Here is a 25,412-nt window from a genome sequence, read left to right on the forward strand (position 1 = left end):
CATCTGCGGGCCTTCGCAGCCCTCCGGAACTCTACCAACAGCGTTCTGAGCGCTTTATGGACCTACAGCATGCCCCCGCAGGCCGTTTGCCCTCAACAGCAGGCTCAACTGGCCTGACGACAAGTTCTTGCCCTGCCTCGACGATCAGATCGCTGTGACGCAGATCGACCGGGAAGTCACGAGTGAGCCCTCGAAACTGAACGAGGAGATCGTCGGCGCAATCGAAAATCTGTCGCAGGAATACTGGCCCGGCGCTGTGGTGGTCCCGACCATGAGCACCGGCGGGACCGACGGCGCCTTCCTGCGCAACGCTGGCATTCCCACCTACGGTCATTCCGGCATGGCGATGGAAGCCGGTGACTCCTCGCGCATTCATGGCAGGGACGAGCGCGTGCCCATGAAGTCGTTCTATAACCGCGATGAATATCTCTATCGCCTCGTGAAGGCGCTGGCGGGCGGAGCATAGTGCGGAATACATCCATGTTGGATCATTACAGTGGCGCGACGCGCGTCATTTTCATCCTCGGCGACCCCATCGCGCAGGTGAAAGCGCCATTCGGGCTGACCGGCGAGTTCGCGCGGCGCGGGCGGGATGCGATCGTGGTGCCGCTGCAACTTGCGCCCGCCAACGTCGATGCCGCCGTTACGGCGCTGTCGCGCGCCAAGAATGTTGACGGATTGATCGCAACCATTCCGCACAAATTCGCGGTTGCTGCGCGCTGCGCCACGCTGTCGGAGCGCTCGAAATTTCTGGGGGTGGTCAACGTCGCGCGCCGCAATGCGGACCTGAGCTGGCATGGCGACATGCTCGACGGCGAGGGCTTTGCCGATCCGCTGGCCAAGGCGGGCTGCGAGATCAAAGCTAACGGCGCGCTCCTGGTCGGCGCCGGCGGGGCGGGGAGCGCGATCGCGCTCGCGTTGCTCGATCGCGGCGTGCCGCAACTTGCCGTCCATGACGTCGACACGAAACGGCGCGAGGCGCTGATCGCCAAACTTGCAGCGAAATTTCCAAACCGCGTCGTCGCAGGCTCGGCCGATCCGAGCGACGCCGGCATTGTCGTCAATGCAACCCCGCTCGGCATGAAGCCGGGCGATCCGCTGCCGGTCGACGTGAGGCGTCTCAAGCCGTCGGCCTTTGTCGGCGACGTCGTCACCGTGCCGGACATGACGCCGCTGCTCGTGGCCGCCCGGCAAAGAGGCTGCCGGATTCAGACTGGTATCGGCATGTTCGAGGGCAATCTCGGCTTGATGGCCGATTTCTTCGCAGATGCAGCCGGGTGCGGCAACTCCGCACAGTAACCTTGAGGCAATTTTGCGCTGGAACTGAACCGCCGGGCGCCTAAATATACGCAACAGGGGCGGGTTATTTGTCTGTTCAGGAGACAGGTCATGGTCCTGAAACCTGTGGTTCCCGCCCTTGTCGCCGCCGCCTTGCTGGCGGCTGGCAGCGTTGCGTTGGGCGACGAATATCGCCCCGACGAGTTCCTGGGGCTCGATCTCACCAAAGCCGTGCTGTCGCCAAAGCGGCTTGGTCCGCCGACCGAATTCGCGCCGGTTGCGGTCGAAGACAAGGGCGAGGCGAAGACCGATCACACGAGCGAGCCGGCCTGGGCCCGCAACGCGCTGAAGGCCGAACCAAAGACGGTGGCTGCGGAGAACGTCCATGTGACGCGCCCGCACCGTGGCGCGCATGTCGCGGGCGTCAAGCCCAGGAAGGGAGCCGCGCGGATCAGACTCGCTCACCGGCACTCCAACCCGCTCAATGCGCAGGCGATGGATACGCGCATCCAGAAATGGCCGTGCCGGTCCGGCGGCGGCATTTGCGACTGGAAGTAGCAGGCTTCCGGCTGATTTCTATCGAGCCTCTCGCCGATGTGCGGCAAGTGGAGCACGTGGCGGGTCCCTGACCGCATCTTGATTTGGCCCTATCGTTCCGGGCAGACTATCCTCTCGATCCCGCCCGCCGCTCAATTCGTCCCAACAACAATGCGTTTTTGCGGCCTTGTCCGCGTGCGCCTGGCGGCGCGGTTCGTCAGGGAGTGATCATGGAGACCTTTCAAACCCAGGGCATCCGCCTGCCGCGGCTCGGGCTCGGCACCTATCGCATGCAGGGCGATGTCTGCCGCGCGGCGGTCGAGAGCGCACTCGCGCTAGGCTATCGCCATATCGATACTGCAGAAATGTATGCCAACGAGGACGCGATCGGCGCTGCGATCGCCGCCTCCGGCGTCAAGCGCAGCGAGCTGCATGTCACCACAAAGGTCTGGAACGAGAATCTCGCGCCCGACGCGATGCGCCGGGCCTTCGACGCCAGCCTGAAGAAGTTGCGTCTCGACGTCGTCGATCTCTATCTCGTGCACTGGCCGAAACCCGGCATGCACCTGCCGTCGATGTTCGAGACGCTGATGACGTTTCGCGAGGAGGGGCGCGCGCGAGCCATCGGCGTCGCCAATTTCAACATCGCATTGCTCAAGACCGTGGTCGAGGAATTGAAGGCGCCGATCGCCTGTAACCAGATCGAATATCACGTGATGCTCAACCAGTCGAAGGTGAAGCAATACATGGACGCAAAGTCCATTCCGCTGGTGGCCTATTGCCCGCTGGCGCAGGGGCGCGCCGCTTCCAACGAGACGCTTGTTGCGATCGGCAAGAAGTACGGCACCAGCGCCGCGCAAGTCGCGCTCAAATGGCTGCTCGACCAGGGCGGCGTCGCCGCGATTCCGAAGGCCTCGCGCCACGAGAGCCAGAAGGCGAACTGGGACGCGCTCAGCCTCACACTCGACGACGATGATCGGAAGAACATCGCCGGCCTGCCGAAGAATCAGCGCTTCGTCAGCCCCGGCTTCGCGCCGGCGTGGGATTGATTGACGCACACGCGAATGGCCCCTTGCGGGGCCATTCGTTGTGTCGGCCTTGTTGTTACGTTCTAGTACCGGTACGCGCGTTCGCGGTGCTCATGGATCACGACGCGGTCGCGATCACGGTCACGATCATGCCACCAGCCGCGGTGCAAACCATTGTCCCTGTGCATGCGATACTCGGCGTGGGCACGGCCCCAGTCATGATGGTATCCGTAGCCGTGATGCCTGATCACGATGGTCTCGGCGCTTGCAATCGACGGCGCCGCGACCGCGATCGCGCCAAGGACCGCGACGAGATAACCGAACTTCTTCATGATGTCCTCCTCACTCTCAGTGGGAGATTAAACCTCAATTGAGGAGGAACGTTCCGCCGGAACTTAAAGGAGAAAGCTGAACGGATGTTCAGCTTGGCACCGGGCTGCCAACGCGGCGCATCGCTCACGCCGGCGGAGAATCGCATTTGTGCTGGACGGGTGTCGGCTGGCCGTTGGCGGTGAACTTGCCGTCCTTGATCGAATACTGGTTCTGCGCATTGCGGTTATAGACCGCGCGAATGCTGCCGTCGTCGAGACGCTTCACGCCGTATTCGCGCGTCTGCTTCACGGAGGGGAAATAAACGCGCAAGTTGAGGACGCCGTCGTTCGAGACGGTGGCCGAGAGCACCTCGGCTTCGTCCTGCGAATCGCCGAAATCGCGGCGGTACATCAGGCGATCGCCAACGCCTATCTCATAGGACAGCACCGCACCGCGAGCATGATCCGGCGGCAACGAGCAATCGAGCGACCACGGGCCGATCAGGCCCCATTGCTTGGCGGTCTCCGCGACCGTCTCGGCAGAAGCTGGCAAAACAACCATCAATAGAATCGCCGCCGGCAACAGCCGGCCCAAAAATCCGATCACCACAAGCTCCATTGCGCGATGCGCGGTCCGGCATTCAATGGCTTTGAATTGTATCGAAATTGCGCCGTGCGCCTGAGATCAGACCAGGCGGGGGAGTCAGGCCGAGGCACACGCATCGTCATTGATCCTCGTCAATGCAGTCCGCGAATGGCCGGCGACGATGGCAAGTATGATGGACGCGGGATTCAAGGCCAGAGCGGCGACACCAGGCGGCGCCAGAAGCCGGGCGGCGAAAGCGCATGGAGGGCCGTCGGCCGCGGAAGCCGGCTTCCTGCTTGAGCTCGGCAAGCGCTTGCGCAACACCCGCTTGGCGCTGGATATGTCGCGCCGGGAGCTTGCGCGCAGGTCCCGCATCTCGGAGCGCTATGTCGCCGAGATCGAGGCCGGCAGGGGCAACGTCTCCATCGTGCTGCTGCTGCGGATCATCAGGGTGGTCCGCGGAACGGCCTGACGAGGCTTGCAAACCGGAGACGCATCGATGGGACAGTTTGTCCTCGCCGCCAAGGTCAGTCACGTGCCGTCGCTCATGTTGTCGGAAGCCGAGGGTAGCCCGCTCAAATCCGCACGCGCCGACGCCGTGGCGGCGTTGCGTGAGCTGGGCCGCCGCGCAAGAGAGCGCAACGTGTCGAGCTTTATCGTGTTCGATACCCACTGGCTCTCGAACTTCGGTTACCACGTCAACGCCAATCCCCGGCATTGCGGCACGTTCACGAGCCACGAGGCGCCGCAGATGATCCGGGACCTGGCTTACGATTTTCCCGGCGACGGTGCACTCGGCTCTGCCATTGCGGACGAGGCAGTCGGAGCCGGCCTCAACGTGATCGCCCACCGGGTCGAGAGCCTTGGGCTGGAATACGGCACGATCGTGCCGATGCATTACATGAACCCCTCGGGGTGGGCAAAGGTGGTCTCGGTCGCTTCGCCATTGTTCACGTCGCTGGACGAGAGCCGTCTGCTCGGGGAGGCGACTCGACGGGCGATCGAACGATCGAATGAGCGGGTGGCGATCCTCGCCAGCGGGTCGCTGTCGCACCGGCTTTGGCCCAACAAGAAGCTCGGACCGGAGGCGTGGACCTCGGTTGCGAGCGAATTCAACCGTCAGGTCGACCTGCGGGTGCTGGAGCTCTGGCGGCAGCGCCGCTACCGCGAGTTCATCGACATGCTTCCGGACTACGCCATCAAGTGCAACGGTGAGGGCGGCATGGCCGACACCATCATGCTGTTCGCGGCCCTTGGCTGGTATGATTACGAGGGCGCGGCCGAGCAGCTTTGCGACTATTTTCCCTCCAGCGGCAGCGGCCAGGTCAACGTTGAATTCCACGTCGCATGATCCGCCTCACGCCCGCTTCTCCACATTGGCGATCCGCACCGGCACGCCGAATTCCTTGCGGCAGACATCGGCGAGCACGGCCACACCCTCGCGGATCTGCTGCTCGGAGGGGCTGGCAAAGCAGAGCCGGAGCCGACTGCCGGAATGTCCCTTGTTGGTCGACCATTCCGGTCCGGGATTGATGGCGACGCCGGCTTTGAGCGCCGCCTGGTAGAGCTTCAACGTATCGACATTGTCGGGCAGCTTCACCCAGAGGAAGATGCCGCCCTTGGGATCTGCGAACTCCGCCGCGGTGCCGAACTGCTCGTTCAGCGCCTCCATCAGCGTGTCGAGCTTGCGGCGGAGCCCCCGCGTCAGCTTCGGCACATGCGTCGTGAAATGCGGCGCGCAATATTCGGCGAGCACCATCTGCTCGAGCGCACCGGACCCGGCATCGGTCTTCAGCGCGAGCATCCGCGACATCATCTCCCAGGGCGCGACGATGAAGCCGACGCGAAGCGCAGGGGCGATCGACTTGGAGAACGAGCCGATATGGATCACGCCGCCGTTCTTCGCCATCGCATGGATCGCGGGCGGCCGCTTGCCGTCCCAGATCAAGTCGGCATAGCAATCGTCCTCGAAGATCGGCACGCCATATTGTAGCGACAGCTTCAGCATCTCGGCGCGCCGGGATTCCGGCAGGATGGTTCCGGTCGGATTCTGCACGGTCGGAATGGTGTAGATGTATTTCGGCCGGATGCCCCTGGCCTTGAGATCGGCCAGGGTCGAGGCGAGCACATCCAAGCGCATGCCCTCGCCGTCGAGCGGGACGCCGATGGCACTGACGCCGAGCCTGGTCAGCCGGTTCAGCGCGCCCTGATAGGTTTCCTGCTCCACGATCACGGTATCGCCGCGCGAAAGCAGCGTCTGGTTGACGAGGTCGAGCGCCTGGAGCGAACCGGAGACGATCATGATGTCGTCGGCGGTTGCCGTGATGCCGGCATCGCGCTTCAATTTCGCAGAGAGAAATTCGCGTAAGGGCCGGTAGCCCTGCGGGCCACTCGCGAGCCCATAGGTGGCGAGCGTCCTGCCCTCGCGCTTCAGGACCGCATTGACCGCCTCGATCAGGCCGTCGACCGGCACCTGCTCGGGGTCGTTGTTGCCGCCGACAAAGCTGTATTTGGCAAGTCCCGTCCATCGCACCGCCGGCTGGGGCAGTCCGGGCGGCAACAGCGGCGCGTAGTCGAAGGCGGGTGAGGTCATCAGCGGCGTCTCCCTTGTTCTTTGTTGGCTCCGATCTTAGACAAGTCTAAAGCCCCTGTCGTCAACGGCGCTGTGATACCTGTGCCGTGCAGCCCTGCGTCATGGGGCTGGCGGAGGCATTCGAACCCGGCTAAGGCAGGCCGGTAAGACCAAAGAGACATTTGCAGGATGGCCGATACGATTCCCGAAGTGCTGCAGGCGTTCGCCCGGGGCGAGCTTGTGGTCGTGACCGACGACGATGATCGCGAGGGCGAGGGCGACCTGATCGTCGCGGCCTCGCTGTGCACCGCCGAGAAGATGGCGTTCATCATCCGGCACACCTCCGGCATCGTCTGCGCGCCGATCACGACCGACGATGCGCGCCGGCTCCGGCTCGATCCGATGGTCGCACACAATGACTCTGCCCATACCACCGCGTTCACGGTCTCGATCGACTACAAGCCGGACGGCGGCACCGGCATCTCGGCCGAGGAACGCGCCTCCTGCTGCCGGGCGCTCGCCAATCCCAACGCCGGCGCCAACGACTTCGCCCGTCCTGGCCACATCTTCCCGCTGATCGCGCGCGACGGCGGCGTGCTGCTCCGCTCCGGCCACACCGAAGCCGCCGTCGATCTCTGCAAGCTCACCGGGCTACCGCCGGTCGGGGTCATCTCCGAATTGATGAACGACGACGGCACGGTGATGAAGGGCGAGCACGTCGCGCGCTTCGCCGCAGCCCACAAGCTCAAGCATGTGACGATCGCCGACATGATCGCCTACCGGCAGGCGCGCGAGAAGTTGATCGAACGGGTCTCGACTTTCGTGACCGAAAGCCCAATCGGGCCGTTGCAGGGCTATGCCTATCGCTCGCCGTTCGACGAGATTGCCCACGTGGCGTTCGTCTATAACGGCATCGGCGACGGCAGACGCGTGCTGACCCGGCTGCACAAGCCGAACATCGTGAAAGACCTCTTCACCGGGCAGGCCAGGATGCAGATCGTGCTGCAGCACTTCAAGAAGGCCGGCCGCGGCGTGCTGGTCTATCTGCGCGACGGCGCGGCGGGCGTTCCGGTCCAGCCGCTGGGCGAGGCGGTGACGGCGGAAGCCGATCGCAACAGGCAGTGGCGCGAGGTCGGCGTCGGCGCGCAGATCCTGCGCGACCTTGGCGTCACCTCGATCGTCAACCTGACGTCATCGGTGCATGACTACAAGGGACTATCCGGGTTCGGCATCGAGATCGTCTCGAACGAACGGCTCGAAGTTTGAGCGCGGCTGTCATTCCGGGGCGCGCGAAAGCGCGAACCCGGAATCTCGAGATTCCGGGTCTGGTGCTTGCGCACCATCCCGGAATGACAAGCACCCCGATGCAATTGCGCTTCGATCGATAGCGCTTTAATTTAACGACCAATTCCGTCACAGGACGTTGCGAAAGGATTTTTCATGAACGTGCGCCCCCAAGCCAAGGACAAGCCGGCCGCGGCTTCTTTCCAGTGGGATGATCCGTTCCTGCTCGACGATCAGCTTACCGAAGACGAGCGGCTGATCCGCGATACCGCGCGGGCCTATGCGCAGGACAAGCTGTTGCCGCGGGTGATCAAGGCCTATCTCGAGGAGAAGACCGACCGCGAGATCTTCAACGAGATGGGCGAGCTCGGCCTGATCGGCGTCACGTTGCCGGAAGAATATGGCTGCGCCAATGCAAGCTATGTGGCTTATGGCCTGGTCGCGCGCGAGATCGAGCGCGTCGATAGCGGCTATCGCTCGATGAACTCGGTGCAGACCTCGCTGGTGATGTATCCGATCTATGCCTATGGCGATGAAATCCAGCGAAAGAAATATCTGCCAAAGCTCGCGACCGGAGAATGGGTCGGCTGTTTCGGCCTGACCGAGCCCGATGCCGGTTCCGATCCCGGCGGCATGAAGACCCGCGCCGAGAAGGTCTCGGACGGCTATCGGCTCAACGGAGCCAAGATGTGGATATCGAACGCGCCGATCGCCGACGTGTTCGTGGTCTGGGCAAAATCAGCGGCGCATGACAACCAGATCCGCGGCTTCATCCTGGAGAAGGGCATGAAGGGCCTGTCGGCGCCGAAGGTCGGCGGCAAGCTTTCATTGCGCGCCTCCATTACCGGCGAGATCGTGCTCGACAACGTCGTGGTGCCGGAAAGCGCGCTGTTGCCGAACGTCTCCGGGCTCAAGGGCCCGTTCGGCTGCCTCAACCGCGCCCGCTACGGCATTTCCTGGGGTGCGATGGGCGCCGCCGAAGACTGTTTTCACCGTGCACGACAGTACACACTGGATAGAAAGCAGTTCAATCGGCCGCTTGCGGCGACGCAGCTCGTGCAGAAGAAGCTCGCCGACATGGAGACCGAGATCACGCTGGGGCTACAGGCCTCGCTGCGCGTCGGCCGGCTGATGGACGAGGGCAAGATGGCGCCGGAGATGATCTCCCTCGTCAAGCGCAACAATTGCGGCAAGGCGCTCGACATCGCCCGCATGGCGCGCGACATGCACGGCGGCAACGGCATCCAGATCGAGTATCATGTGATGCGCCACGCCGCGAACCTGGAGACCGTCAACACCTACGAAGGCACCCACGACGTCCACGCGCTGATCCTGGGGCGCGCGATCACGGGCATTCAGGCGTTTTCCTAAGCAAAGGCTCCGTCATTCCGGGGCTCGCGAAGCGCGAACCCGGAATCTGGGGCCGCGTTCCTTCCCTCTCTTCGAGATTCCGGGCTCGGTCCTGCGGACCGCCCCGGAATGACGTCAGAAAATCAATGGCCGAAACCGACGACGTCCCGTTCAACCGCAACTTTCCTCTAAAACCCGGTGTAGTCGAGGAGGTACGCCCCGGCGTGCGGCGCGTGCTTTGCGACAATCCGAGCCCGTTCACTTTCACCGGCACGGTCAGCTACATCGTAGGCCACGGCAAGGTCGCGATCATCGATCCCGGACCGGACAGCGAGACGCATGCCAAGGCGCTGCTTGACGCCGTGCGCGGCGAGACCGTGACGCATATCCTGGTGACCCACACCCATCGCGACCATTCGCCGAACACCGCGCGCATCAAGCAGGCGACGGGCGCCACCGTCTATGCCGAGGGTCCACACCGCGCTTCAAGGCCGCGCTTCGAGAGCGAGAAGCACAATCCGGAATCCGGCGCCGACCGCGGCTTCAGGCCGGAGGTGCGGGTCAATCACGGCGACACGATCGAAGGCGCGGGCTGGAAGCTGGAGGCGGTGGCGACGCCGGGCCACACCGCCAATCATCTTGCCTTCGCCTGGCCGGAGCGGAAGATCAGCTTTGTCGGCGATCACGTCATGGGCTGGTCGACGTCGATCGTGGCGCCTCCCGACGGCTCGATGATCGACTATATGGCCTCGCTCGATCGCCTCGCCGCGCGCGAGGAGGACCTTTATTTCTCCGGCCACGGTCCGGAAATCCCCGACGGCCCGCGCTACGTGCGCTTTCTGATCCGCCACCGCCAGGCGCGCGAGGCCTCGATCCTGCATCGGCTCTCCAAGGGTGAGGCCGACATCCCGACCATGGTGCGCGCGATCTATATCGGCATCGATCCGCGGCTCACCACCGCGGCCGGCTATTCGGTGCTGGCGCATCTGGAGGACCTTGTCGCGCGCGGCGTGGTGGCGACCGACGGCGATCCGGTGATTGGCGGGACGTATCGATTGGCGAATGTCGAGTAGGGCGTGGCGAATAGGCGATCACTATTCGCCATTCACCGTTCGCCACTCGCTATCTCTTCTTCGTCTTCGCATTCACCTTCGCGCTCACGGTCTTCGCGCCCTTGCCTTTGCCCTTGGGCGGCGGCGGAGGCGATGCCTTTTTCACCGGCTTTAGCGCATCGGCCTCCGCTGCGGCGTTGAGGTCGTCGGACAGCTTGGCGATGCGCGCGGCGTTGGAACCGAGGTCGCTTTCGAAATAGCGCGAGGAGGAGCGGATATCGACGCGTGAGTCATCGCCATCGGGCACGGCGCGGATCGCGACGTCCTCGCGGAAGCCCATGATCGGCGTGCGCGCCACCGCCTCGATGCGGCCGATGCGCCGCGGCGGCTGCGGCGCGCGCTCGTCGATGACGAGCCATTTGCGCTTGTGGACGAGTTTCAGCGTGATCGCATAGGCGCGCTCGACCGGGATCTGCAGTTCCACCGGCTCGATGTCGGGATAGGCTTTCTGTTGCTGCTCGGCGGAGTAGAGGCCGGCATAGACTGCGGTATTGGTGCCGTCGCCGGTGCGCAGCTGCGCCAGCGCCTCGAAGGGCGGCGGATTGATCGGGTCGGTGGTGATGTCGTGGATCGGCGGCAGCCTGCGGTACTGGACCGCGAGATAGGCCGGGTAGGCGAGCACGAGCGCATCGATCAGGAAGGCGAGCAGGATGCGGCTCATGCCGCGTGTGCCGTTGTGCCAGATCGCGGCAAAGCCCAGGAGCCCGATCAGGATGGACAGGCCGGCGCAGCCGAGCGCACCGAAGAACGTCGCGAGCGCCGGCTTCATCTCCAGAAAGCCGAAGCGGACGATCAGGATCGACACGATGACCGCGATCACCGAGAAAGCGGCGAGGTTGCGCGCCCAGGTGGCGAGCCGGGAGAAGGGCTCCGACTGGTAGGGAGCGGAAAACCTGCGGGCCATCCTGAACTAATCCGGCGTGGATTCGGCAGCCCGCATTCGGCCTAACGGCCCAGGGGCATGCAGGTGACCTAGCGCACTTTCCGGCCGACTGTGAAGCAATTTGTGCCGCGGCGACGCCGGAAAAGCGGCGAGAATCAGACGCGCCCCGTTGGGCGGGGCGCGTCGAGTCAAGACTTAGAAGGTTACTGCGTCTTGGCCAGCGGGCAGGCGGAGTCGGACAGCTTTCCGAATGCTTCTTCGCCCGTCATGGTCTGCACCAGCTTGTAATAGTCCCAGGGATACTTCGACTCCTCGGGCTTCTTCACCTGCATGATGTACATTTCGTGTTCCATCAGGCCGTCGGCGCGGATCTTGCCGTTGCTGGTGAACATGTCGTCGATCTTCATCTTCTTCAACTGGGCCATCACCTTGTCGGAATCCGTGGAGCCCACCGCCTTGACCGCGTTGAGATAGGTCATGGTCGCCGAATAATAGCCGGCCTGGTTCATGGTCGGCTCGCGCTTGGTCTTCGCGTAATAGCGCTTGGAGAAGGCACGGGTCTTGTCGTTGAGATCCCAGTACCAGCCAGTGGTGAGATAGAGGCCCTGGGCAGTCTTCAAGCCCAGCGAGTGGATGTCGCTGATGAAGGCGAGCAGCGCTGCGGGCTTCATCGTCCTGGCGATGCCGAATTCATCGGCCGCCTTGATCGAGTTGGTGAAGTCGTTGCCGGCATTGGCGAGGCCGAGCACCTGCGCGCCGGAGTTCTGGGCCTGCAGCAGATAGCTCGAGAAGTCCGACGTCGACAGCGGAACGCGCACGGAGCCGACCACCTTGCCGCCATTGGCTTCGACCACCTTGCTCGCGGCGTCCTGCAATTGCGTGCCGAAGGCGTAGTCGGCGGTGAGGAAGAACCAGGTCTTGCCGCCCTGCTTCACCATGGTCTTGGCCGTGCCGTTGCCGAGCGCGGTCGTGTCATAGACGTAGTGCACGGTGTATGGCGTGCAGTCCTTGCCCGTCAGCGAGGCGCCGGCAGCGCCGATCGCGATGAACGGGATCTTCTTTTCCTTGGCCACATTGGCCATCGCGAGGTTGACGCCGGTGTTCGACCCGCCGAGGACCATGGTGACGCCGTCGCGGTCGGCCCATTCGCGGAACTTCTGTGCGCCGAGATCCGGCTTGTTCTGATGGTCGGAGGTCAGAAGCTCGATCTTGTTGCCGAGCACGCTGCCGCCGAAATCCTCGATCGCCATCTTGGCGGCTTCCACGCCACCCGGCCCGATCACGTCGGCATAGAGGCCGGACATGTCATCGATGTCGCCAATCACCACCTTGTTGCCGGCTGCCTGTGCGGTGGTCGCGGTCATTGAAGCAAACAGCAGCCACGGCAAAGCGCGTAGCGCGATTGATTTTGTCATACTGGGTGTTTTCCTTGCTTTTTCGGTTTCGAAAGCGGTTGCAAACTAGTGAGCGGGAACGGGGGTTCCAATTGGCCTTTCGTCGCTGCCGGCGGATACAGGCAACCATGGACGATGATGGAACCGCAAGGCCAAAAAGGGCCTCCCTTACCGGGGCCTTAGCCGGGGAGGCCATTCGACCGATGCCGGGAGCCCGGCTCACGCCATCGCGTTCGGGAAACTATAGGCCTTGAACTGCTCGCGCAGCGCGGTCTTCAGGATCTTGCCGGTTGCGGTGTGCGGAATGCCCTCGACGAAGGCGACATCGTCGGGCATCCACCATTTGGCGATCTTGCCCTCCATGAAGGTCAGGATCTCCTCGCGGGTGGCCTTCTGGCCCTGCTTGAGCTGGACGATCAGGAGCGGCCGCTCGTCCCATTTCGGATGATGCACGCCGATGACGGCGGCTTCGGCGACCGCCGGATGACCGATCGCGAGGTTTTCCAGATCGATCGAGGAGATCCATTCGCCGCCCGACTTGATCACGTCCTTCGAGCGGTCGGTGATCCGCATGTAGCCGTGTGGATCCATGGTGGCGACGTCGCCGGTGTCGAAATAGCCTTCCTCGTCGAGGATGTTGGTGTTGACGTGGAAATAGGCTTTTGCGACCGCGGGGCCCGAGACCTTCAGCCGGCCGAAGGTCTTGCCGTCCCAAGGCAGCTTCTTGCCGGCATCGTCGGTGATCTTCATCTCCACGCCAAAGGGCGGGAAGCCCTGGGTCTGCAGGACGTCGAGCTTTGCATCGCCCTCGAGCTCGGTGAAGGGCGGCTTCAGCGCGGCGAGCGTCCCGAGCGGGCTCATCTCGGTCATGCCCCAAGCATGGCGCACGGTGACGCCCATGTCGAGGAAGGCCTTGATCATCGTGCGCGGCATCGCCGATCCGCCGCAGACGACGAATTCGAGATGCGGCAGTTTCAGGTTGTTGGCGGCCATGTGCTGCAGCAGCGTCAGCCACACCGTCGGCACGCCGGCGGTATGGGTGACCTTCTCGGTGTCGAGCAGTTCGTAGACGGATGGGCCGTCGAGCTTCGGGCCCGGCATGACGAGCTTGGTGCCCATCATCGGCGCGGAGAAGGCGATGCCCCAGCTATTGGCATGGAACAGCGGCACCACCGGCAGCATGACGTCGCTGGCGGAGGTGCCGAGCGCGTCCTTCGAATTGGCAATCAGCGAATGGATGACGTTGGAGCGGTGCGAATAGAGCACGCCCTTCGGATCGCCCGTTGTTCCCGAGGTGTAGCACATCGCGGCGGCGGTATTTTCGTCGAAGTCCTTCCACGCGAAGTCGCCGTCGGCCGCACCGATCCATTGCTCATAGGCGATCGCGTTCTTCAGCGTGGTTTCCGGCATGTGCGCCTTGTCGGTCAGCACGATGAAGCGCTCCACGCTTTTGAGCTTGTCGCCGACCTTCTCCAGGATCGGCACGAAGGTGAGGTCGGTCAGCACCACGCGGTCTTCGGCGTGGTTGATGATCCAGGCGATCTGCTCGGGGAACAGCCGCGGATTGACGGTGTGGCAGATCGCGCCGATCCCCATGATGCCGTACCAGGATTCCAAGTGGCGCCAGGTGTTCCAGGCGATGGTCGCCACGCGGTCGCCGAGCTTGATGCCGTCGCGCTGCAGCATCTGTGAGACTTTGAGCGCGCGCTTGTGAATTTCGGCGTAATTGGTCCGGACAATGGGGCCTTCGACCGAACGCGTGACGATTTCCTGGGTGCCGTGATACGTCGCCGCATGCTCGATAATCCGGTGGCACAGCAAAGGCCAATCTTGCATCAAACCGAGCATCCGAATGTCCTCCTCGCGAGTTATCTGCTTGCGCCTTGCCGCCTCGGAAGCCGCGGGAAAGGCGCTCAAATCCTGGATTTGAGATGAACCTTATCGCGGGAAACGGACATCGCAAGTGGCCATATGGTGCGTTCGGGCGCGCTGCGGCCACTATGGTAACCGCCGTCTCCGTGCTTGCTGGCATGCAAGCCAGCCCGGCGACAGCCGCAAGGCCGCTCAGTCTGTTCGATTTCTTTGGCGGAGGGCGCCCAAGACCGCACAGGACGATCCATGCGCCGAAAATACCGCTGCCGCGGCCGCGCCCGGCGGAGGCGCCGGCGGCCAAGACCGGGAAGCTCTCAGCAGAGAAACCCGCCGAGGGTGAGAAGCCGGCCGCGGAGCCGAGCCCACCTCCAGCGCCAAAGCCCTCGGCCTGCCGGCTTGCGCTCACCGAAGAGATCGCGATTGCGCCGAGCATCCCCGACATCCAGGGCCCCGGCGGCTGCGGCGGCAGCGACCTCGTGCGGCTGGATGCGATCGTGTTGCCTGACAAGCATCGCGTCGCGGTGACGCCGCCGGCGACGCTGCGCTGCCCGACGGCGACCGCGATTGCCGACTGGGTCCGCACGGACGTTGCGCCGCTCGCCGACAAGCTCGGCAGCGAGATCAGCGGGCTCGACAACTACGATTCCTACGATTGCCGCAGCTTCAACGGCATCGCCGGCGCGCATCTCTCCGAGCACGGCCGCGCTGATGCGCTTGACGTGCACGGCTTCAAGCTCGCCGACGGCCGCTCGATCGTGCTGACCGACCGCGATGTGTCGCGGGATTTTCGCGAGAGCGTGCTGCATTCGGTCTGCACGCGCTTCATGACGGTGCTTGGTCCGGACTCGGACTGGTACCACGAGGAGCACATCCATCTCGACCTGATGGGGCGACACAACAACTACAAGATCTGCGAATGGGACGTGCTCGATCCCTTGCCGAAGATCGCGCCGCTCATGCCGGCCGCGCGGCCGGAAGAGGCACCGCCGCGCGCGGTGGCCGGGAAGGAAGATGGCAATAAGGGCGATGCGGCAAAGCCTCAGGCGGCCGAGCCCGCGGCAAAAGCGGCGGCTCCGCCCGCAGTGCCGACGCCCAAAAGCTTGAAGCAGGCTCGGCGCAGGGGGAGATAGAGGATCGCGCAGTCCCGGCATCGGAAGTGCGTGCGAAATTCCCAAAACAAAAGCGCCGGCGAACCGGCGCTTTTTTTACCTCAAGCTTGAACGGCGGCTTACTGGAACGATGACGTGCCGTCTCTGCCGCCCTCCAGCGCCATCTGCGAGTTGTACGGGGAGTCGCCGTGATGCGGCTCCAGCACCACCACGATGGTGCCGATCTTGACCCGGTTATACAGGTCGATCGCGTCCTCGTTGGTCATGCGGATGCAGCCCGAGGAGATCGACGCGCCGATATATTCCGGCTGGTTGGTGCCGTGAATACGGAACAGCGTGTCCTTGCCGTTCGCATAGAGATACATCGCGCGCGAACCCATTGGATTGTCCGGCCCCGGCGGCACGAAGCTCGGCACGCCCAGACGCTCGATCTCGCTCTTGGTCGGATGCCACGGCGGCCACTCGGTCATCGCGCCGACCTTGGCGATGCCGGACCATGCCATGGCCTCTTCCCCGACGGTGATGCCGTAGCGGATCGCCTTGCCGCCATCCAGCACGTAGTAGAGATAGTGGTTGTCGGAATCGACCAAGATCGAGCCAGGCGCTTCCTTGCGGTGATAGTCGACGATGGCGCGGCGGAACGGTTCGGGGATAGGAACGTTGGTGTAGCGAATTTTTGAGAGGTATTCCTTGTCGCGCGGTTTGAAGGCGGCGGTGTTGGTCGCCTCATAGGTCGTTTCCACGCAGCCCGACAACATCAGGCCGGCGATGGCGGCCATGATGATTCCAAGTTTCACCTTCAGCGACGGCATGGTGCACTTCCGATCGACAGCCTTGCGCTCGAGGTGCCGATCCTGCGCCCCAAACGCCATGATTCAGTTAAGCCTTATTATCGTCTAAACCTGCCACACTTCCAGAACTTAACGACCCATCCCGCACTGCGAGACCTAGTCTGTGTCTTTTTTGCCGCAAGGTGTGCCGATTTCGGCCAATTCTTGAGCAAATCTGTCCGGATCGCCGAATCCGGGCCGCTTTGCAGCCACCAACCTGCCACAAATAACGATGGCCGGTTAAATTCCCGTCATCGGAGATCGACTGCTCCTGGAGCGCATCAGCGCCGACGTCGACGCCGTCGCCCACGACATCTTCGAGCCCGGCAGCGAGCGCCGCCGCAACGCCAGGCGTTACTCGCAGATCCTGATCGCGATCGGCCGCCAGGGCGACCTGAGTTCGAAGGTTCGCGAAAGCCTGGTCCCGATCGGCCGCCTCGTCACCTTCCCGTCGGCGGCGATCGAGGGCGTGAAATGGTCGAAGGACATGCGCGAGCAGCTCAAGACCCGGCAGCGCGACGTGGCCTCGCTCACCGACCACCGCCTCCCATCTCTCCAGCAAGATCACCTTCGTGCTCGACGCCATGCTCGGCGTCGTCAATCTCGAGCAGAACAACATCATCAAGCTGTTCTCGGTCATGGCGGTGGTGTTGATGCCGCCGACCCTGATCGCCTCGATCTACGGCATGAACTTCAAGGGCATGCCGGAGCTCGAATGGCCGCATGGCTCCGCTCGCGCTCGTCGCCAAGGTGCCGGCGGGCGTCGTTCCCTAGTCCATCTTCAAGCTGAAGAAGTGGCTGTGACCGGGGCAAAATCCTTATCGAACCATTGCGTTGAATCGCGAAAGCTGAGGCAGCCAACCTGCCTCAATTCCTCACCTAAAATTTGAGCGTTGCACTGAACGTTTGAGCGAAATTTTTCTGCGATAACATTGCCCACGAGCGCGACGGCGGAAGCGGGCGCGGATTTCGCGGCGGTCATGCTCAACAACACGCTAAGGCGCGACAGAAATCGCGACTTGGCCAGCGCAGGATCAAGCCCGGCTTGCCGGACTATCCGGCGCTTCAAGAGGACACCATGGTTGAGAAACCCATAACTGCATCCCGTAACGTCGTCGACCTCTCGCGCTACCGGGAGCGCACCACGGGCGTCCGCGCGCCCGCGCTCTCGCCGCGGATATGCCGCCATTGCAGCGCGGTGCTGCTGGAGGGCGAGCGCGAGGAGGAATGTTCCAGCGCCTTCAATTCCGACGCGCTGCGCCTGCGCTGGCAGGCCGCGCAGATTTTGCGCGGGTTGGTCTGACGTCACGTTGATCGGTTGAGCCACGCCTTTGTCACGGCGAGGCTTGTCCGCCGAAGCTCAAGGAGCGAAGGCGGGAGCGAGTTGTCCCCCTGAGCGCGCGAGCGCGCGGGGGGAAAGCGGCGAGGCAATCCAGACTGTCGCAGCGGCGTAAATCCTGGATTGCCTCGCTCGCGCCGCCACGACCGATCTGCGAGCCTGCGCCCTTTTCCCGACAAGAAACTCCTGTCACGGGCATCCGTTAGAGCGTGATGCGGAAAAGGCTGCCAACGGCGGCGGCCGGCGACAGGAGGCTCTCGATGCGCATCGAACCGGTGTTTCTCTTCGACCTCGACGGCACGCTGGTCGACAGCGTCTATCAACATGTGCTGGCCTGGAAGGCTGCGCTGGACGCCGAGAGCATCGAGCTCTCGGTCTGGCGCATCCACCGCAAGATCGGCATGAGCGGCGGTCTCTTCACCAACCAGCTCCTGCGCGAGACCGATGTGCCGATCGACCCCGCGCGCGGCGAGCGGCTGCGGCGCGCGCATGCTGAGGCCTATCGCGGTTTCGGACGCAACATCCGCCCGCTGCCCGGCGCGCGCGAGCTGCTCGCGTTCCTGACGCAGGAGAAAATCCCCTGGGCGATCGCAACGAGCGGGAGAATGGAGACCGCGGCGGTGAACCTCGCTTCGCTCGGCGTCGATCCGGATACCTGCGCGGTCGTCACCCGCGACCAGGTGAAATACGCCAAGCCCGACCCCGACCTCTTCATCGCCGCCGCCGATCGGCTCAAGAGCGATATCGAGCGCGCCATCGTGGTCGGCGATAGCATCTGGGACATGCTCGCCGCCACCCGCTGCCGCGCACTCGGCGTGGGCCTCCTCTCAGGCGGCTACGGATCGGATGAGTTGCGGCAGGCCGGCGCCATCCGCGTGTACGAAGATCCGGCGGATTTGCTGGATCATATCGATGAGGTGGGCGGGAGGAGATGAGGGCGAGTCAAAGTTGATCTAACGCCGCGCGATGTCGGCTCTCGACACCACCGTCTCTGTGATCAATCCATCATGGCTGAACGGCGCGAGGATGGCTTCGACGTCGGCGAGCATCGCGTCGACCTTGTCGCCGAGCGCGGCGGGCGAGGAGGGGGAGAAGGTCAGGATGCGTTGGGCAAGATGGTTCACGGCTACCTCGTGCACGGTCTCTAACCTGACCACATCGGCCGCCTTGAAGCCGGCGTGATCCATCAGGGCGGTCAACTGGCGATGCGTTCGCTCGCCCTTTCCTGATTCCTGCCACATCGCCGGGTCCGACCACGCGGCCCGCGCGGTGTTGTAGGGCTCGAGCCAGGGGTTGCGGGCATCGCGCGCGGAGGAGGAGCCGCAAATGACGAGCGCGCCACCCGGCTTGAGCAAGCGGAGAAACAGCGGGCCCATCGCTTCGCGGTCGATCCAGTGCAGGGCGCGGCCGATGGTCACGACATCGAAAGGTCCGGCATCGGCAGGCAGGTCCTCGGCGCGGCCTTCGACCAGATGGACCGTTCGCCCCGCGCGTGCCATCGCCTCGCGAGCTGCCGCGAGCATCGCGGGTTCCGGATCGATGGCGGTGACGTCGCCGGCATAGGGCGCAAAGCCGATCGCGAGCAGGCCCGGCCCGGTGCCGATGTCGAGCAAAGTGTGCTGCTTCGACAGCTTCAGTGTCTGCGCGACGGCGCCGAAGAACTGGTGCGGGTAGGGCTGACGGAATTGCTCGTAGAATTCAGCGGTGGAGGCGAAGCGTCCCATGGCAACGTCCTTATCACGGGTTGCCCCGGAGATGGAGCGAGCCTAGGGTGCTGCGGCGATCGACGCCAGTCCGCGGCGGATCAAAGGATGGTGTGGTTGGTGGGCTCCGTCATTGCGAGCGAAGCGAAGCAATCCAAAGCCTTTCCGCGGTGACAGTCTGGGTTGCTTCGTCGCTTCGCTCCTCGCAATGACGATGCACTGTCACACGTGCTGGCCGCCATTGATGTGAATCTCGGCGCCGTTCACGTAGGAGCCGGTCTCGGTGCACAAGACGTAGATGATCCGCGCGACTTCGTCCGGCGTGCCGAGGCGGTGCATCGGGATCTGCTGCTCGACGATCTTTTCCGTGCCGGGCGAGAGGATCGCGGTGTCGATCTCGCCCGGCGCGATCGAGTTGACGCGGACGCCGATGCGGCCGAAATCGGAAGCCATCTCGCGCGTGAGCGCGGCAAGCGCCGCCTTCGAGGTTGCGTAGGCCGCGCCGGCGAACGGGTGCACGCGCGAGCCCGCGATCGAGGTGACGTTGACGACGGAGCCCTTGACCTTCTTCAACTCCTCGATCAGCCCGCGCGCGAGCATGATCGGCGCAAAGAAATTCACCTGGAACACGTGCGTCCAGGTGTCGAGGTCGGTGTCAACGGTGCCCATCCTTGAGCCGCCATTGCCCTTGGGCGAGATCGCGGCGTTGTTGACGAGCGCATGCAGCGCGCCGCCCTCAAGACGCTTCCTGATCTCAGCCACGGCGCGGATGGTGTCGGTGGGATCGGCGAGGTCGACCTGGATGTGATCCTCCGGCCCCGCGTCCCACGGACATTCCTCGGGGAACGGATGCCGCGAGCAGGTGATGACGCGCCAGCCGGCGGAGGAGAAGCGGATCACGGTGGCGTGCCCGATGCCGCGGCTGGCGCCGGTCAGAAGCAGGGTGCGCCGTGGCGTGTTGGCGGAAGTCGGCATGTGGTTCTTATACTCCGTCATTCCGGGGCGATGCGAAGCATCGAACCCGGAAGCTCGAGATTCCGGGTTCGCACTTCGTGCGCCCCGGAATGACGACTTCGGTCATGGATACAGCCGCGTCTTCGACCACGCGCCGGCCGGCGTGTCGCGCGAAAACTCGATGCGGTCGTGCAGGCGGAACGGGCGATCGTGCCAGAACTCGAAGCGCAGCGGGGTGATGCGCCATCCGCTCCAGCCGGGCGGGCGCGGCACCTCGCCGATCACATGTTTCGCTGCAACTTTTGCAATCGCCTGCTCGAAGGCGAAGCGGCTCTCCAGCGGCTGCGATTGCTTTGACGCCCAGGCGCCGATCTGCGCCTGCTTCGGCCGGGTGGCGAAATAGGCATCGGCCTCCGCGTCCGTCACCGGCGACACAGTGCCGCGGATGCGCACCTGTCGTCTCAGCGACTTCCAGTGAAACAGTAACGCGGCCTTAGGATTTGCGGCGAGTTCGCGGCCCTTCTGGCTCGCAATGTGGCTGTAGAAGACAAAACCCTCGGCATCATAGCCTTTCATCAGCACCATGCGCACATCGGGCAGGCCGTTCGTGTCGACGGTGGCGAGCGCCATCGCGTTCGGATCGTTCGGCTCGCTCTTGCAGGCCTCCGCAAACCATTCTGCGAACAGGGTAAACGGCTCCTGGGCTGCGGTGAAATCACCAGATGTTAAGGGTGGGGGGTGTTTGATGGAGGTGGTGTCGGTCATGTCAGGAGCCCGAATTGCGTCCGCCCGCGTCCTGGAACGCGTTGCCGCCCCAATGGGGCCAAACCCTATATAGGGCATGGGCGCGCGTTGGCCTATTGGCGTTCGCGCCGAAGGGGGCAGCGCTGACCATCATTCTGATCGGGCTTTCGGCCGCGGGCTGCAGCTTGACCCGCGGCGGCGCAGGTGGACCCTTCGCCCAGATGACAGACGATGAGGTGACGGGCACCCTCAAGCCGACGCCGACCGAGAGTGATCTCGCCTTTGCCCGCATCGCCGCCTCCGATGTGCTGACCAAGGGCGACAAGGATGCGAGCCAGCCCTGGCAAAATCCGAAGACCGGCGCGCGCGGCTCGGTCACTCCGCTCGCCCAGGCCTATTCCGACGAGGATGGCCGCACCTGCCGCGATTTCCTCGCAAGCTACGTCAACGGCAAGACCGAAGACTGGCTGCAAGGCTCGGCCTGCCATGCCGCCAACGGCCGCTGGGAAATCCACACGCTGAAGCCGTGGCGGCAGAGCTGAGCAGAAAACTCGTCATGCCTGACCTTGTGCCGGGCATCCACGTCTTGGTTTCCGCGCGAAAAGTCGTGGATGGCCGGGACAAGCCAAGCCAAGCCATGGCGATCAGAAGCATCGGCGCCAACGCGCTACACGGAACCCGTTGCAAAAATACAACGTAATCCCCAGATGAAATCAACAGCGGGCGGGCTGCCCTTGGATTATAAATTGATATTCCCTGAAGGAGACGTGACGGATGCGCGACCCCTATGAGGTCTTGGGGGTGCCGCGGGGCGCCAGCGCTGCGGCTATCAAGAGCGCCTATCGCAAACTCGCCAAGAAGCATCATCCCGACAGCAACAAGAACGATCCGAAAGCAGCGGCGCGTTTCGCCGAGATCAACACCGCCAACGAAATCCTCGGCGACGAGGAGAAACGCAAGCAGTTCGACCGCGGCGAGATCGACGCCGAGGGCAAGCCGCGCTTCACCGGTTTTCCCGGCGGCGGGGGGGCGGGTGGTCGCTCCGGTCCCGGCGGTTTCGAGAGCTATACGTTCCGCTCCGATGGCGGTGCGGGCGGGTTCGAGGACATCCTCAACAGCATGTTCGCCAATGCCGGCCGCGGGCGCGCAGGCGGTGCCGGCCGGGCGAGTTCGTTCGAGTTCGATACCGGCGGCGTCGGGCTCGATCTTGACGTTACCGTGTCGATGTCGGTGTCGCTCGAAGAGGCGGTCAAGGGCGGCGAGAAGCGTGTCCGGCTGCCGAACGGCAAGGAAGTCAACATCAAGATTCCGGCCGGCGTCAGCGAAGGCCAGCAGATCCGTCTGCGCGGGCAGGGCGAGACCGCGCCGGGCCATCCGCCGGGCGATCTCCTGATCACCGTGCAGATCGCACCGCATCCATTCTTCAAGGTCGACGGCAGCGATCTCAGGGTCGATCTGCCGATCACCCTTTATGAGGCGGTCTTGGGTGGCAAGGTAAGGGTGCCGACCCTTGGCGGCGCCGTGGAACTCTCGATCCCCAGAAACACATCGAGTGGCCGGATTTTCCGGCTCAAGGGCAAGGGACTGCCGAGGCCGACCGGAACTCCGGGCGACCTCTTCGTGACCACCCGCATCATGCTACCGGACGGGAACGATGCCGAGCTTGAGATGTTGATGCAAAAATGGCGCGATGGACACCCCTATAACCCTCGGAATGACCTCACCTGACTGAAGCCAATCGAAATATCGTACGTAGCTGATTTTTTTCGGGCCCGTTGGGCCCGGAAAGACGGGTGCGGCCTCGAGAGGGGGACCAGCGCGGTACAAAACCCCAACTCGAGGCCGCGTGCGTCGATCGGCGGATCGAACGCTCCTCATTTTCTCGTGATCATCCGGTGCGATAATGAGACGCACCCATGACTTGATTCCAGAAATTCAATGTCCGAATTGGGACACCGTCGGTGACCTTTCCGTAACAGCCCGTTAACCACCGCTTTTCTCGGCCTGGTCGTAGACGAGCCTGGCCACCTGGGCGAGGCGCTCGCGGTTGCTGGCACCCGACACTACATAGCCAACGCCGTTATCGGCCCAGAACAGCGCGCCGTCCTTGGCGCCGTTCTTGTCCTGGGTGATGTAGCGCATCTGCGTCGTCTCGGTCGAAGCCTTATCGCTGGAAGCCTTGGCGGTATAGACCGTGAAGCGCTCGCCCGAGGCACTCTCATACATCAGGAACGACGCCGGTCCGGTCGGTCCCGGCAAGAGCCGACCGCCGACGAGCTTCAATCCGGTCGAGCCCAATTCGGGCGCGCGAACCGTCCAGCCGCAGCGCTTGGTCAGCCAGGCCTGCAGATGAGCGCGCTCATCGCCCGGCACCTCGACGGGATGGCGGACTTCGACAACGTAGAGGCGATGCGCATCGAGCGCGTCTTCGGTGAAGGCCTTGAAGGTCGAGGGCTTGGCAGCCGCGCCATGCGCGAGCCAGCCGGTACCGGTGCCGGCGATGAAGGCGAAGAGCGACGCCGCAACGGCGCCGTACATCCAGCGGCGCGGCGGCCGCACCAGTCGCTCGAGCTCGAGCCGCTTCGGCACCGGCTCGTTCGCAACCGAATCGTAGCGGGCGCGCAGCACGTCCGCCATCGCGCGCCAGGATTGCACCCGCTCCGCATCCTCGGGATGCGAGGCGAGCCACGTCTCGACATCGTCGCGGCGCTCGGACGGCAGCTCCTTGTCGACGAAAGCGTGCAGCTCATCCTCGGTGATGGGAATTTTCGGGTTTGTCATCGTCGTCGTCTCTATCCAATTCAGGTCAAGAAATATCGGCGCATGCGCCTTGCCATTATCTGCTACTTCACCCGGCGCAGCGCCGGGCGTTCGCCTTCGAGCGAAGCCTTCACATGAGCCCTGGCCCGCGCAAGCCGTGACATTACGGTGCCAATCGGCACGCCCTGAATGTCGGCGACTTCGCGATAGCTCAGTCCCTCCAGCATGACGAGCAGCAAGACAGCGCGCTGCTCTTCCACCAGGGTCGACAGCGCGCGCGCAATGTCGCGGCCCTCGGCTTCGGTGCCGCTTGCATCGGGATTGCTCTCGAGCAGCGGCATGAATTGCGGCCTCCGCGCGAGCGAACGCCGCCGGTTCTTGTTGAGGTTGGTCAGGATGGTATAGAGCCAGCTCCGGACGTCGCCGCCGAGAAACAACCGCTCCGAGCGCAACGCACGCACGAGCGTGTCCTGCACAAGGTCGTCGGCGATATCGACATCGCGCGCCAGCGCGCGCGCATACCGCCGCAACGCCGGAATCATGGCTTCAACACTATGTCGGAACGCGCTCATGAAAGCTCGTCTGTGTGGTGAAAGCTTGCCTCAAGCATAACACCCAAATTGCAAGCCTATTCCGCCTGTTACGCTTTGAGGTAAACGGCCCGAACGGGGTACCGATTTGGGCTATACCCAAGCGTGCGGCTGGTGTACGCAAACTTTTCCAAGCTTGATGGGTCGTGGGATGCAACATACAGGTCTGATGCAGGGCAAGCGCGGCGTCGTGCTCGGCGTAGCCAATAATCGTTCGATAGCCTGGGGCATCGCGAAAGCCTGCCATGCGGCGGGCGCGGAGATTGCACTCACCTGGCAGGGCGATGCGCTGAAGAAACGCGTCGAGCCGCTCGCCAAGGAATTGAACGGCCTCCTGCTCGGCCATTGCGACGTCACCGATCCTGCGACCATCGATGCGGTGTTCGATGTCTTGAAGGAGAAGTGGGGCAAGATCGATTTCGTCGTCCACGCGATCGCCTTCTCCGACAAGGACCAGCTCGACGGCCGCTATCTCGAAACCACCGCCGACAATTTTTCAAAGACCATGCTGATCTCCTGCTATTCGCTGACGGCGATCGCCCAGCGCGCGGAGAAGCTCTTGACCGACGGAGGCTCGATCCTGACGCTCACCTATTACGGCGCCGAGAAATGGATGCCGCATTACAACGTCATGGGCGTTGCGAAGGCCGCGCTGGAGGCAAGCGTGCGCTATCTCGCCGCCGATCTCGGCGAGAAGAACATCCGCGTCAATGCGATCTCGGCAGGTCCGATCAGGACGCTGGCCGCATCCGGCATCGGCGACTTCCGCTATATTTTGAAGTGGAACGAGTACAACGCGCCGATGCGTCGCACCGTGAGCATTGAAGAGGTCGGCGACAGCGCGCTCTATCTGCTGTCCGATCTCTCGCGCGGCGTCACCGGCGAGGTGCATCACGTCGATTCCGGCTACCACGTCGTCGGCATGAAGCGGCCCGACGCACCGGACATCTCGCTGGCGAAGGAATGACGAGTGTCATGCGCGGACTTGATCCGCGCGTCCATCTTATCAAAAGATTTCTTGACGAGGGATGGATTGCCGGGTCAAGCCCACGGCTGTCCGGTTTAATTTTGGTGGACATGGCGCATGGCGTGGATTCTTCTGCGGTCTTGAGCATCGCCAAATGTTCGAGACACACAAGGAAGATCCCGCCATGCGCCACCACAATACAGTAATTC

28 protein-coding genes and 1 pseudogene are annotated in these 25,412 nt (G+C 63.6%); 16 read left to right on the plus strand and 13 right to left on the minus strand.

What is annotated here, in order from left to right:
• Positions 1-127 precede the first annotated feature (127 nt).
• From VKR55_RS22490 to VKR55_RS22505, 4 genes are all read left to right on the plus strand, one after another.
• On the plus strand, positions 128-466 hold the full coding sequence (locus VKR55_RS22490; RefSeq protein ID WP_324406746.1) for a M20/M25/M40 family metallo-hydrolase: 339 nt from the start codon (positions 128-130) through the stop codon (positions 464-466).
• A gap of 14 nt (positions 467-480) precedes the next feature.
• The gene (locus VKR55_RS22495; RefSeq protein ID WP_324406748.1) at positions 481-1,299 is read left to right on the plus strand and encodes a shikimate dehydrogenase family protein; all 819 of its coding nucleotides are present in this window, start codon (positions 481-483) and stop codon (positions 1,297-1,299) included.
• Between the two features lie 90 nt (positions 1,300-1,389).
• Complete coding sequence (locus VKR55_RS22500) at positions 1,390-1,836, plus strand: hypothetical protein (RefSeq protein WP_324406749.1); 447 nt, start codon at positions 1,390-1,392, stop codon at positions 1,834-1,836.
• 209 nt (positions 1,837-2,045) lie between these two features.
• Positions 2,046-2,864: an aldo/keto reductase gene (locus tag VKR55_RS22505; RefSeq protein WP_324406751.1), complete on the plus strand. Its 819-nt coding sequence runs from the start codon at positions 2,046-2,048 to the stop codon at positions 2,862-2,864.
• Between the two features lie 62 nt (positions 2,865-2,926).
• On the opposite strand, the gene VKR55_RS22510 is transcribed toward VKR55_RS22505, so the two are convergent.
• Complete coding sequence (locus VKR55_RS22510) at positions 2,927-3,175, minus strand: hypothetical protein (RefSeq protein WP_324406753.1); 249 nt, start codon at positions 3,173-3,175, stop codon at positions 2,927-2,929.
• Positions 3,176-3,299: 124 nt separating this feature from the next.
• Positions 3,300-3,761 carry a hypothetical protein gene (locus VKR55_RS22515; RefSeq protein WP_324406755.1) on the minus strand — a complete coding sequence of 154 codons (462 nt, stop codon included), beginning with the start codon at positions 3,759-3,761 and terminating at the stop codon, positions 3,300-3,302.
• A gap of 169 nt (positions 3,762-3,930) precedes the next feature.
• Here VKR55_RS22515 and VKR55_RS22520 point away from each other — a divergent pair, with 169 nt between their 5' ends.
• Together VKR55_RS22520 and hpaD are read left to right on the plus strand one after the other, a co-directional pair.
• The gene (locus VKR55_RS22520) at positions 3,931-4,212 is read left to right on the plus strand and encodes a helix-turn-helix domain-containing protein (protein WP_324406757.1); all 282 of its coding nucleotides are present in this window, start codon (positions 3,931-3,933) and stop codon (positions 4,210-4,212) included.
• A gap of 27 nt (positions 4,213-4,239) precedes the next feature.
• Complete coding sequence (gene hpaD / locus VKR55_RS22525; RefSeq protein ID WP_324406759.1) at positions 4,240-5,091, plus strand: 3,4-dihydroxyphenylacetate 2,3-dioxygenase; 852 nt, start codon at positions 4,240-4,242, stop codon at positions 5,089-5,091.
• 6 nt (positions 5,092-5,097) lie between these two features.
• Here hpaD and VKR55_RS22530 read toward each other — a convergent pair whose 3' ends face one another.
• Entirely contained in the window at positions 5,098-6,333 is a 1,236-nt protein-coding gene (locus VKR55_RS22530; RefSeq protein WP_324406761.1) for an aminotransferase-like domain-containing protein, read from the minus strand.
• A gap of 168 nt (positions 6,334-6,501) precedes the next feature.
• On the opposite strand from VKR55_RS22530, the gene ribB reads away from it, so the two are divergent.
• The 3 genes from ribB to VKR55_RS22545 all read left to right on the plus strand — a co-directional run bounded on the left by ribB (position 6,502) and on the right by VKR55_RS22545 (position 10,019).
• Positions 6,502-7,578 (plus strand): 3,4-dihydroxy-2-butanone-4-phosphate synthase, encoded by a 1,077-nt coding sequence (gene ribB, locus VKR55_RS22535; RefSeq protein WP_324406762.1) that lies wholly within the window; start codon positions 6,502-6,504, stop codon positions 7,576-7,578.
• 174 nt (positions 7,579-7,752) lie between these two features.
• Complete coding sequence (locus VKR55_RS22540; protein ID WP_324406764.1) at positions 7,753-8,967, plus strand: acyl-CoA dehydrogenase; 1,215 nt, start codon at positions 7,753-7,755, stop codon at positions 8,965-8,967.
• Between the two features lie 125 nt (positions 8,968-9,092).
• Positions 9,093-10,019, plus strand: a complete 927-nt coding sequence (locus tag VKR55_RS22545) for an MBL fold metallo-hydrolase (RefSeq protein WP_324406766.1) — start codon at positions 9,093-9,095, stop codon at positions 10,017-10,019.
• Between the two features lie 49 nt (positions 10,020-10,068).
• Here the strand turns inward: VKR55_RS22545 and VKR55_RS22550 are convergent, their stop codons facing one another.
• From VKR55_RS22550 to VKR55_RS22560, 3 genes are all read right to left on the minus strand, one after another.
• Positions 10,069-10,962 (minus strand): DUF1499 domain-containing protein, encoded by an 894-nt coding sequence (locus VKR55_RS22550; RefSeq protein WP_324406767.1) that lies wholly within the window; start codon positions 10,960-10,962, stop codon positions 10,069-10,071.
• 182 nt (positions 10,963-11,144) lie between these two features.
• A complete protein-coding gene (locus VKR55_RS22555) occupies positions 11,145-12,356 on the minus strand; it encodes an ABC transporter substrate-binding protein (protein ID WP_324406769.1) in 1,212 nt (403 codons plus the stop codon).
• 198 nt (positions 12,357-12,554) lie between these two features.
• Entirely contained in the window at positions 12,555-14,183 is a 1,629-nt protein-coding gene (locus tag VKR55_RS22560; protein ID WP_324406771.1) for a fatty-acid--CoA ligase, read from the minus strand.
• 152 nt (positions 14,184-14,335) lie between these two features.
• On the opposite strand from VKR55_RS22560, the gene VKR55_RS22565 reads away from it, so the two are divergent.
• Positions 14,336-15,337: an extensin family protein gene (locus VKR55_RS22565; protein WP_324406772.1), complete on the plus strand. Its 1,002-nt coding sequence runs from the start codon at positions 14,336-14,338 to the stop codon at positions 15,335-15,337.
• A 98-nt stretch (positions 15,338-15,435) separates the two neighbouring features.
• Here VKR55_RS22565 and VKR55_RS22570 read toward each other — a convergent pair whose 3' ends face one another.
• On the minus strand, positions 15,436-16,128 hold the full coding sequence (locus VKR55_RS22570) for a L,D-transpeptidase (protein WP_324406773.1): 693 nt from the start codon (positions 16,126-16,128) through the stop codon (positions 15,436-15,438).
• A gap of 286 nt (positions 16,129-16,414) precedes the next feature.
• Between VKR55_RS22570 and VKR55_RS22575 the strand changes: the two are divergent.
• Positions 16,415-16,920: pseudogene (locus VKR55_RS22575) on the plus strand (CorA family divalent cation transporter); the annotation flags it as partial.
• Between the two features lie 7 nt (positions 16,921-16,927).
• Here the strand turns inward: VKR55_RS22575 and VKR55_RS22580 are convergent.
• A complete protein-coding gene (locus tag VKR55_RS22580) occupies positions 16,928-17,215 on the minus strand; it encodes a hypothetical protein (RefSeq protein WP_324406775.1) in 288 nt (95 codons plus the stop codon).
• A gap of 9 nt (positions 17,216-17,224) precedes the next feature.
• Between VKR55_RS22580 and VKR55_RS22585 the strand changes: the two genes are divergently transcribed.
• A complete protein-coding gene (locus tag VKR55_RS22585) occupies positions 17,225-17,449 on the plus strand; it encodes a hypothetical protein (protein WP_324406777.1) in 225 nt (74 codons plus the stop codon).
• Between the two features lie 296 nt (positions 17,450-17,745).
• The gene (locus VKR55_RS22590; protein ID WP_324406779.1) at positions 17,746-18,420 is read left to right on the plus strand and encodes an HAD family hydrolase; all 675 of its coding nucleotides are present in this window, start codon (positions 17,746-17,748) and stop codon (positions 18,418-18,420) included.
• Between the two features lie 18 nt (positions 18,421-18,438).
• On the opposite strand, the gene VKR55_RS22595 is transcribed toward VKR55_RS22590, so the two are convergent.
• The 3 genes from VKR55_RS22595 to pdxH form a co-directional block, all read right to left on the minus strand.
• Complete coding sequence (locus VKR55_RS22595) at positions 18,439-19,209, minus strand: class I SAM-dependent methyltransferase (protein WP_324406780.1); 771 nt, start codon at positions 19,207-19,209, stop codon at positions 18,439-18,441.
• 201 nt (positions 19,210-19,410) lie between these two features.
• Entirely contained in the window at positions 19,411-20,163 is a 753-nt protein-coding gene (locus VKR55_RS22600; protein ID WP_324406782.1) for an SDR family NAD(P)-dependent oxidoreductase, read from the minus strand.
• Positions 20,164-20,265: 102 nt separating this feature from the next.
• Positions 20,266-20,907 carry a pyridoxamine 5'-phosphate oxidase gene (pdxH, locus tag VKR55_RS22605; protein WP_324406783.1) on the minus strand — a complete coding sequence of 214 codons (642 nt, stop codon included), beginning with the start codon at positions 20,905-20,907 and terminating at the stop codon, positions 20,266-20,268.
• Positions 20,908-21,107: 200 nt separating this feature from the next.
• Between pdxH and VKR55_RS22610 the strand changes: the two genes are divergently transcribed.
• Together VKR55_RS22610 and VKR55_RS22615 are read left to right on the plus strand one after the other, a co-directional pair.
• Complete coding sequence (locus VKR55_RS22610) at positions 21,108-21,428, plus strand: RT0821/Lpp0805 family surface protein (protein WP_324406784.1); 321 nt, start codon at positions 21,108-21,110, stop codon at positions 21,426-21,428.
• A gap of 232 nt (positions 21,429-21,660) precedes the next feature.
• Positions 21,661-22,614 (plus strand): J domain-containing protein, encoded by a 954-nt coding sequence (locus VKR55_RS22615; RefSeq protein WP_324406786.1) that lies wholly within the window; start codon positions 21,661-21,663, stop codon positions 22,612-22,614.
• Between the two features lie 255 nt (positions 22,615-22,869).
• Here VKR55_RS22615 and VKR55_RS22620 read toward each other — a convergent pair whose 3' ends face one another.
• Positions 22,870-23,667: an anti-sigma factor family protein gene (locus VKR55_RS22620; protein WP_324406787.1), complete on the minus strand. Its 798-nt coding sequence runs from the start codon at positions 23,665-23,667 to the stop codon at positions 22,870-22,872.
• Positions 23,668-23,729: 62 nt separating this feature from the next.
• Positions 23,730-24,218 carry an RNA polymerase sigma factor gene (locus tag VKR55_RS22625; protein WP_324406789.1) on the minus strand — a complete coding sequence of 163 codons (489 nt, stop codon included), beginning with the start codon at positions 24,216-24,218 and terminating at the stop codon, positions 23,730-23,732.
• Between the two features lie 169 nt (positions 24,219-24,387).
• On the opposite strand from VKR55_RS22625, the gene fabI reads away from it, so the two are divergent.
• Positions 24,388-25,203, plus strand: a complete 816-nt coding sequence (fabI, locus tag VKR55_RS22630) for an enoyl-ACP reductase FabI (RefSeq protein ID WP_324406791.1) — start codon at positions 24,388-24,390, stop codon at positions 25,201-25,203.
• The last annotated feature ends 209 nt before the right edge of the window (positions 25,204-25,412 follow it).

Origin of the sequence: Bradyrhizobium sp. (assembly GCF_035309285.1) — a bacterium.
Classification (GTDB): domain Bacteria; phylum Pseudomonadota; class Alphaproteobacteria; order Rhizobiales; family Xanthobacteraceae; genus Bradyrhizobium.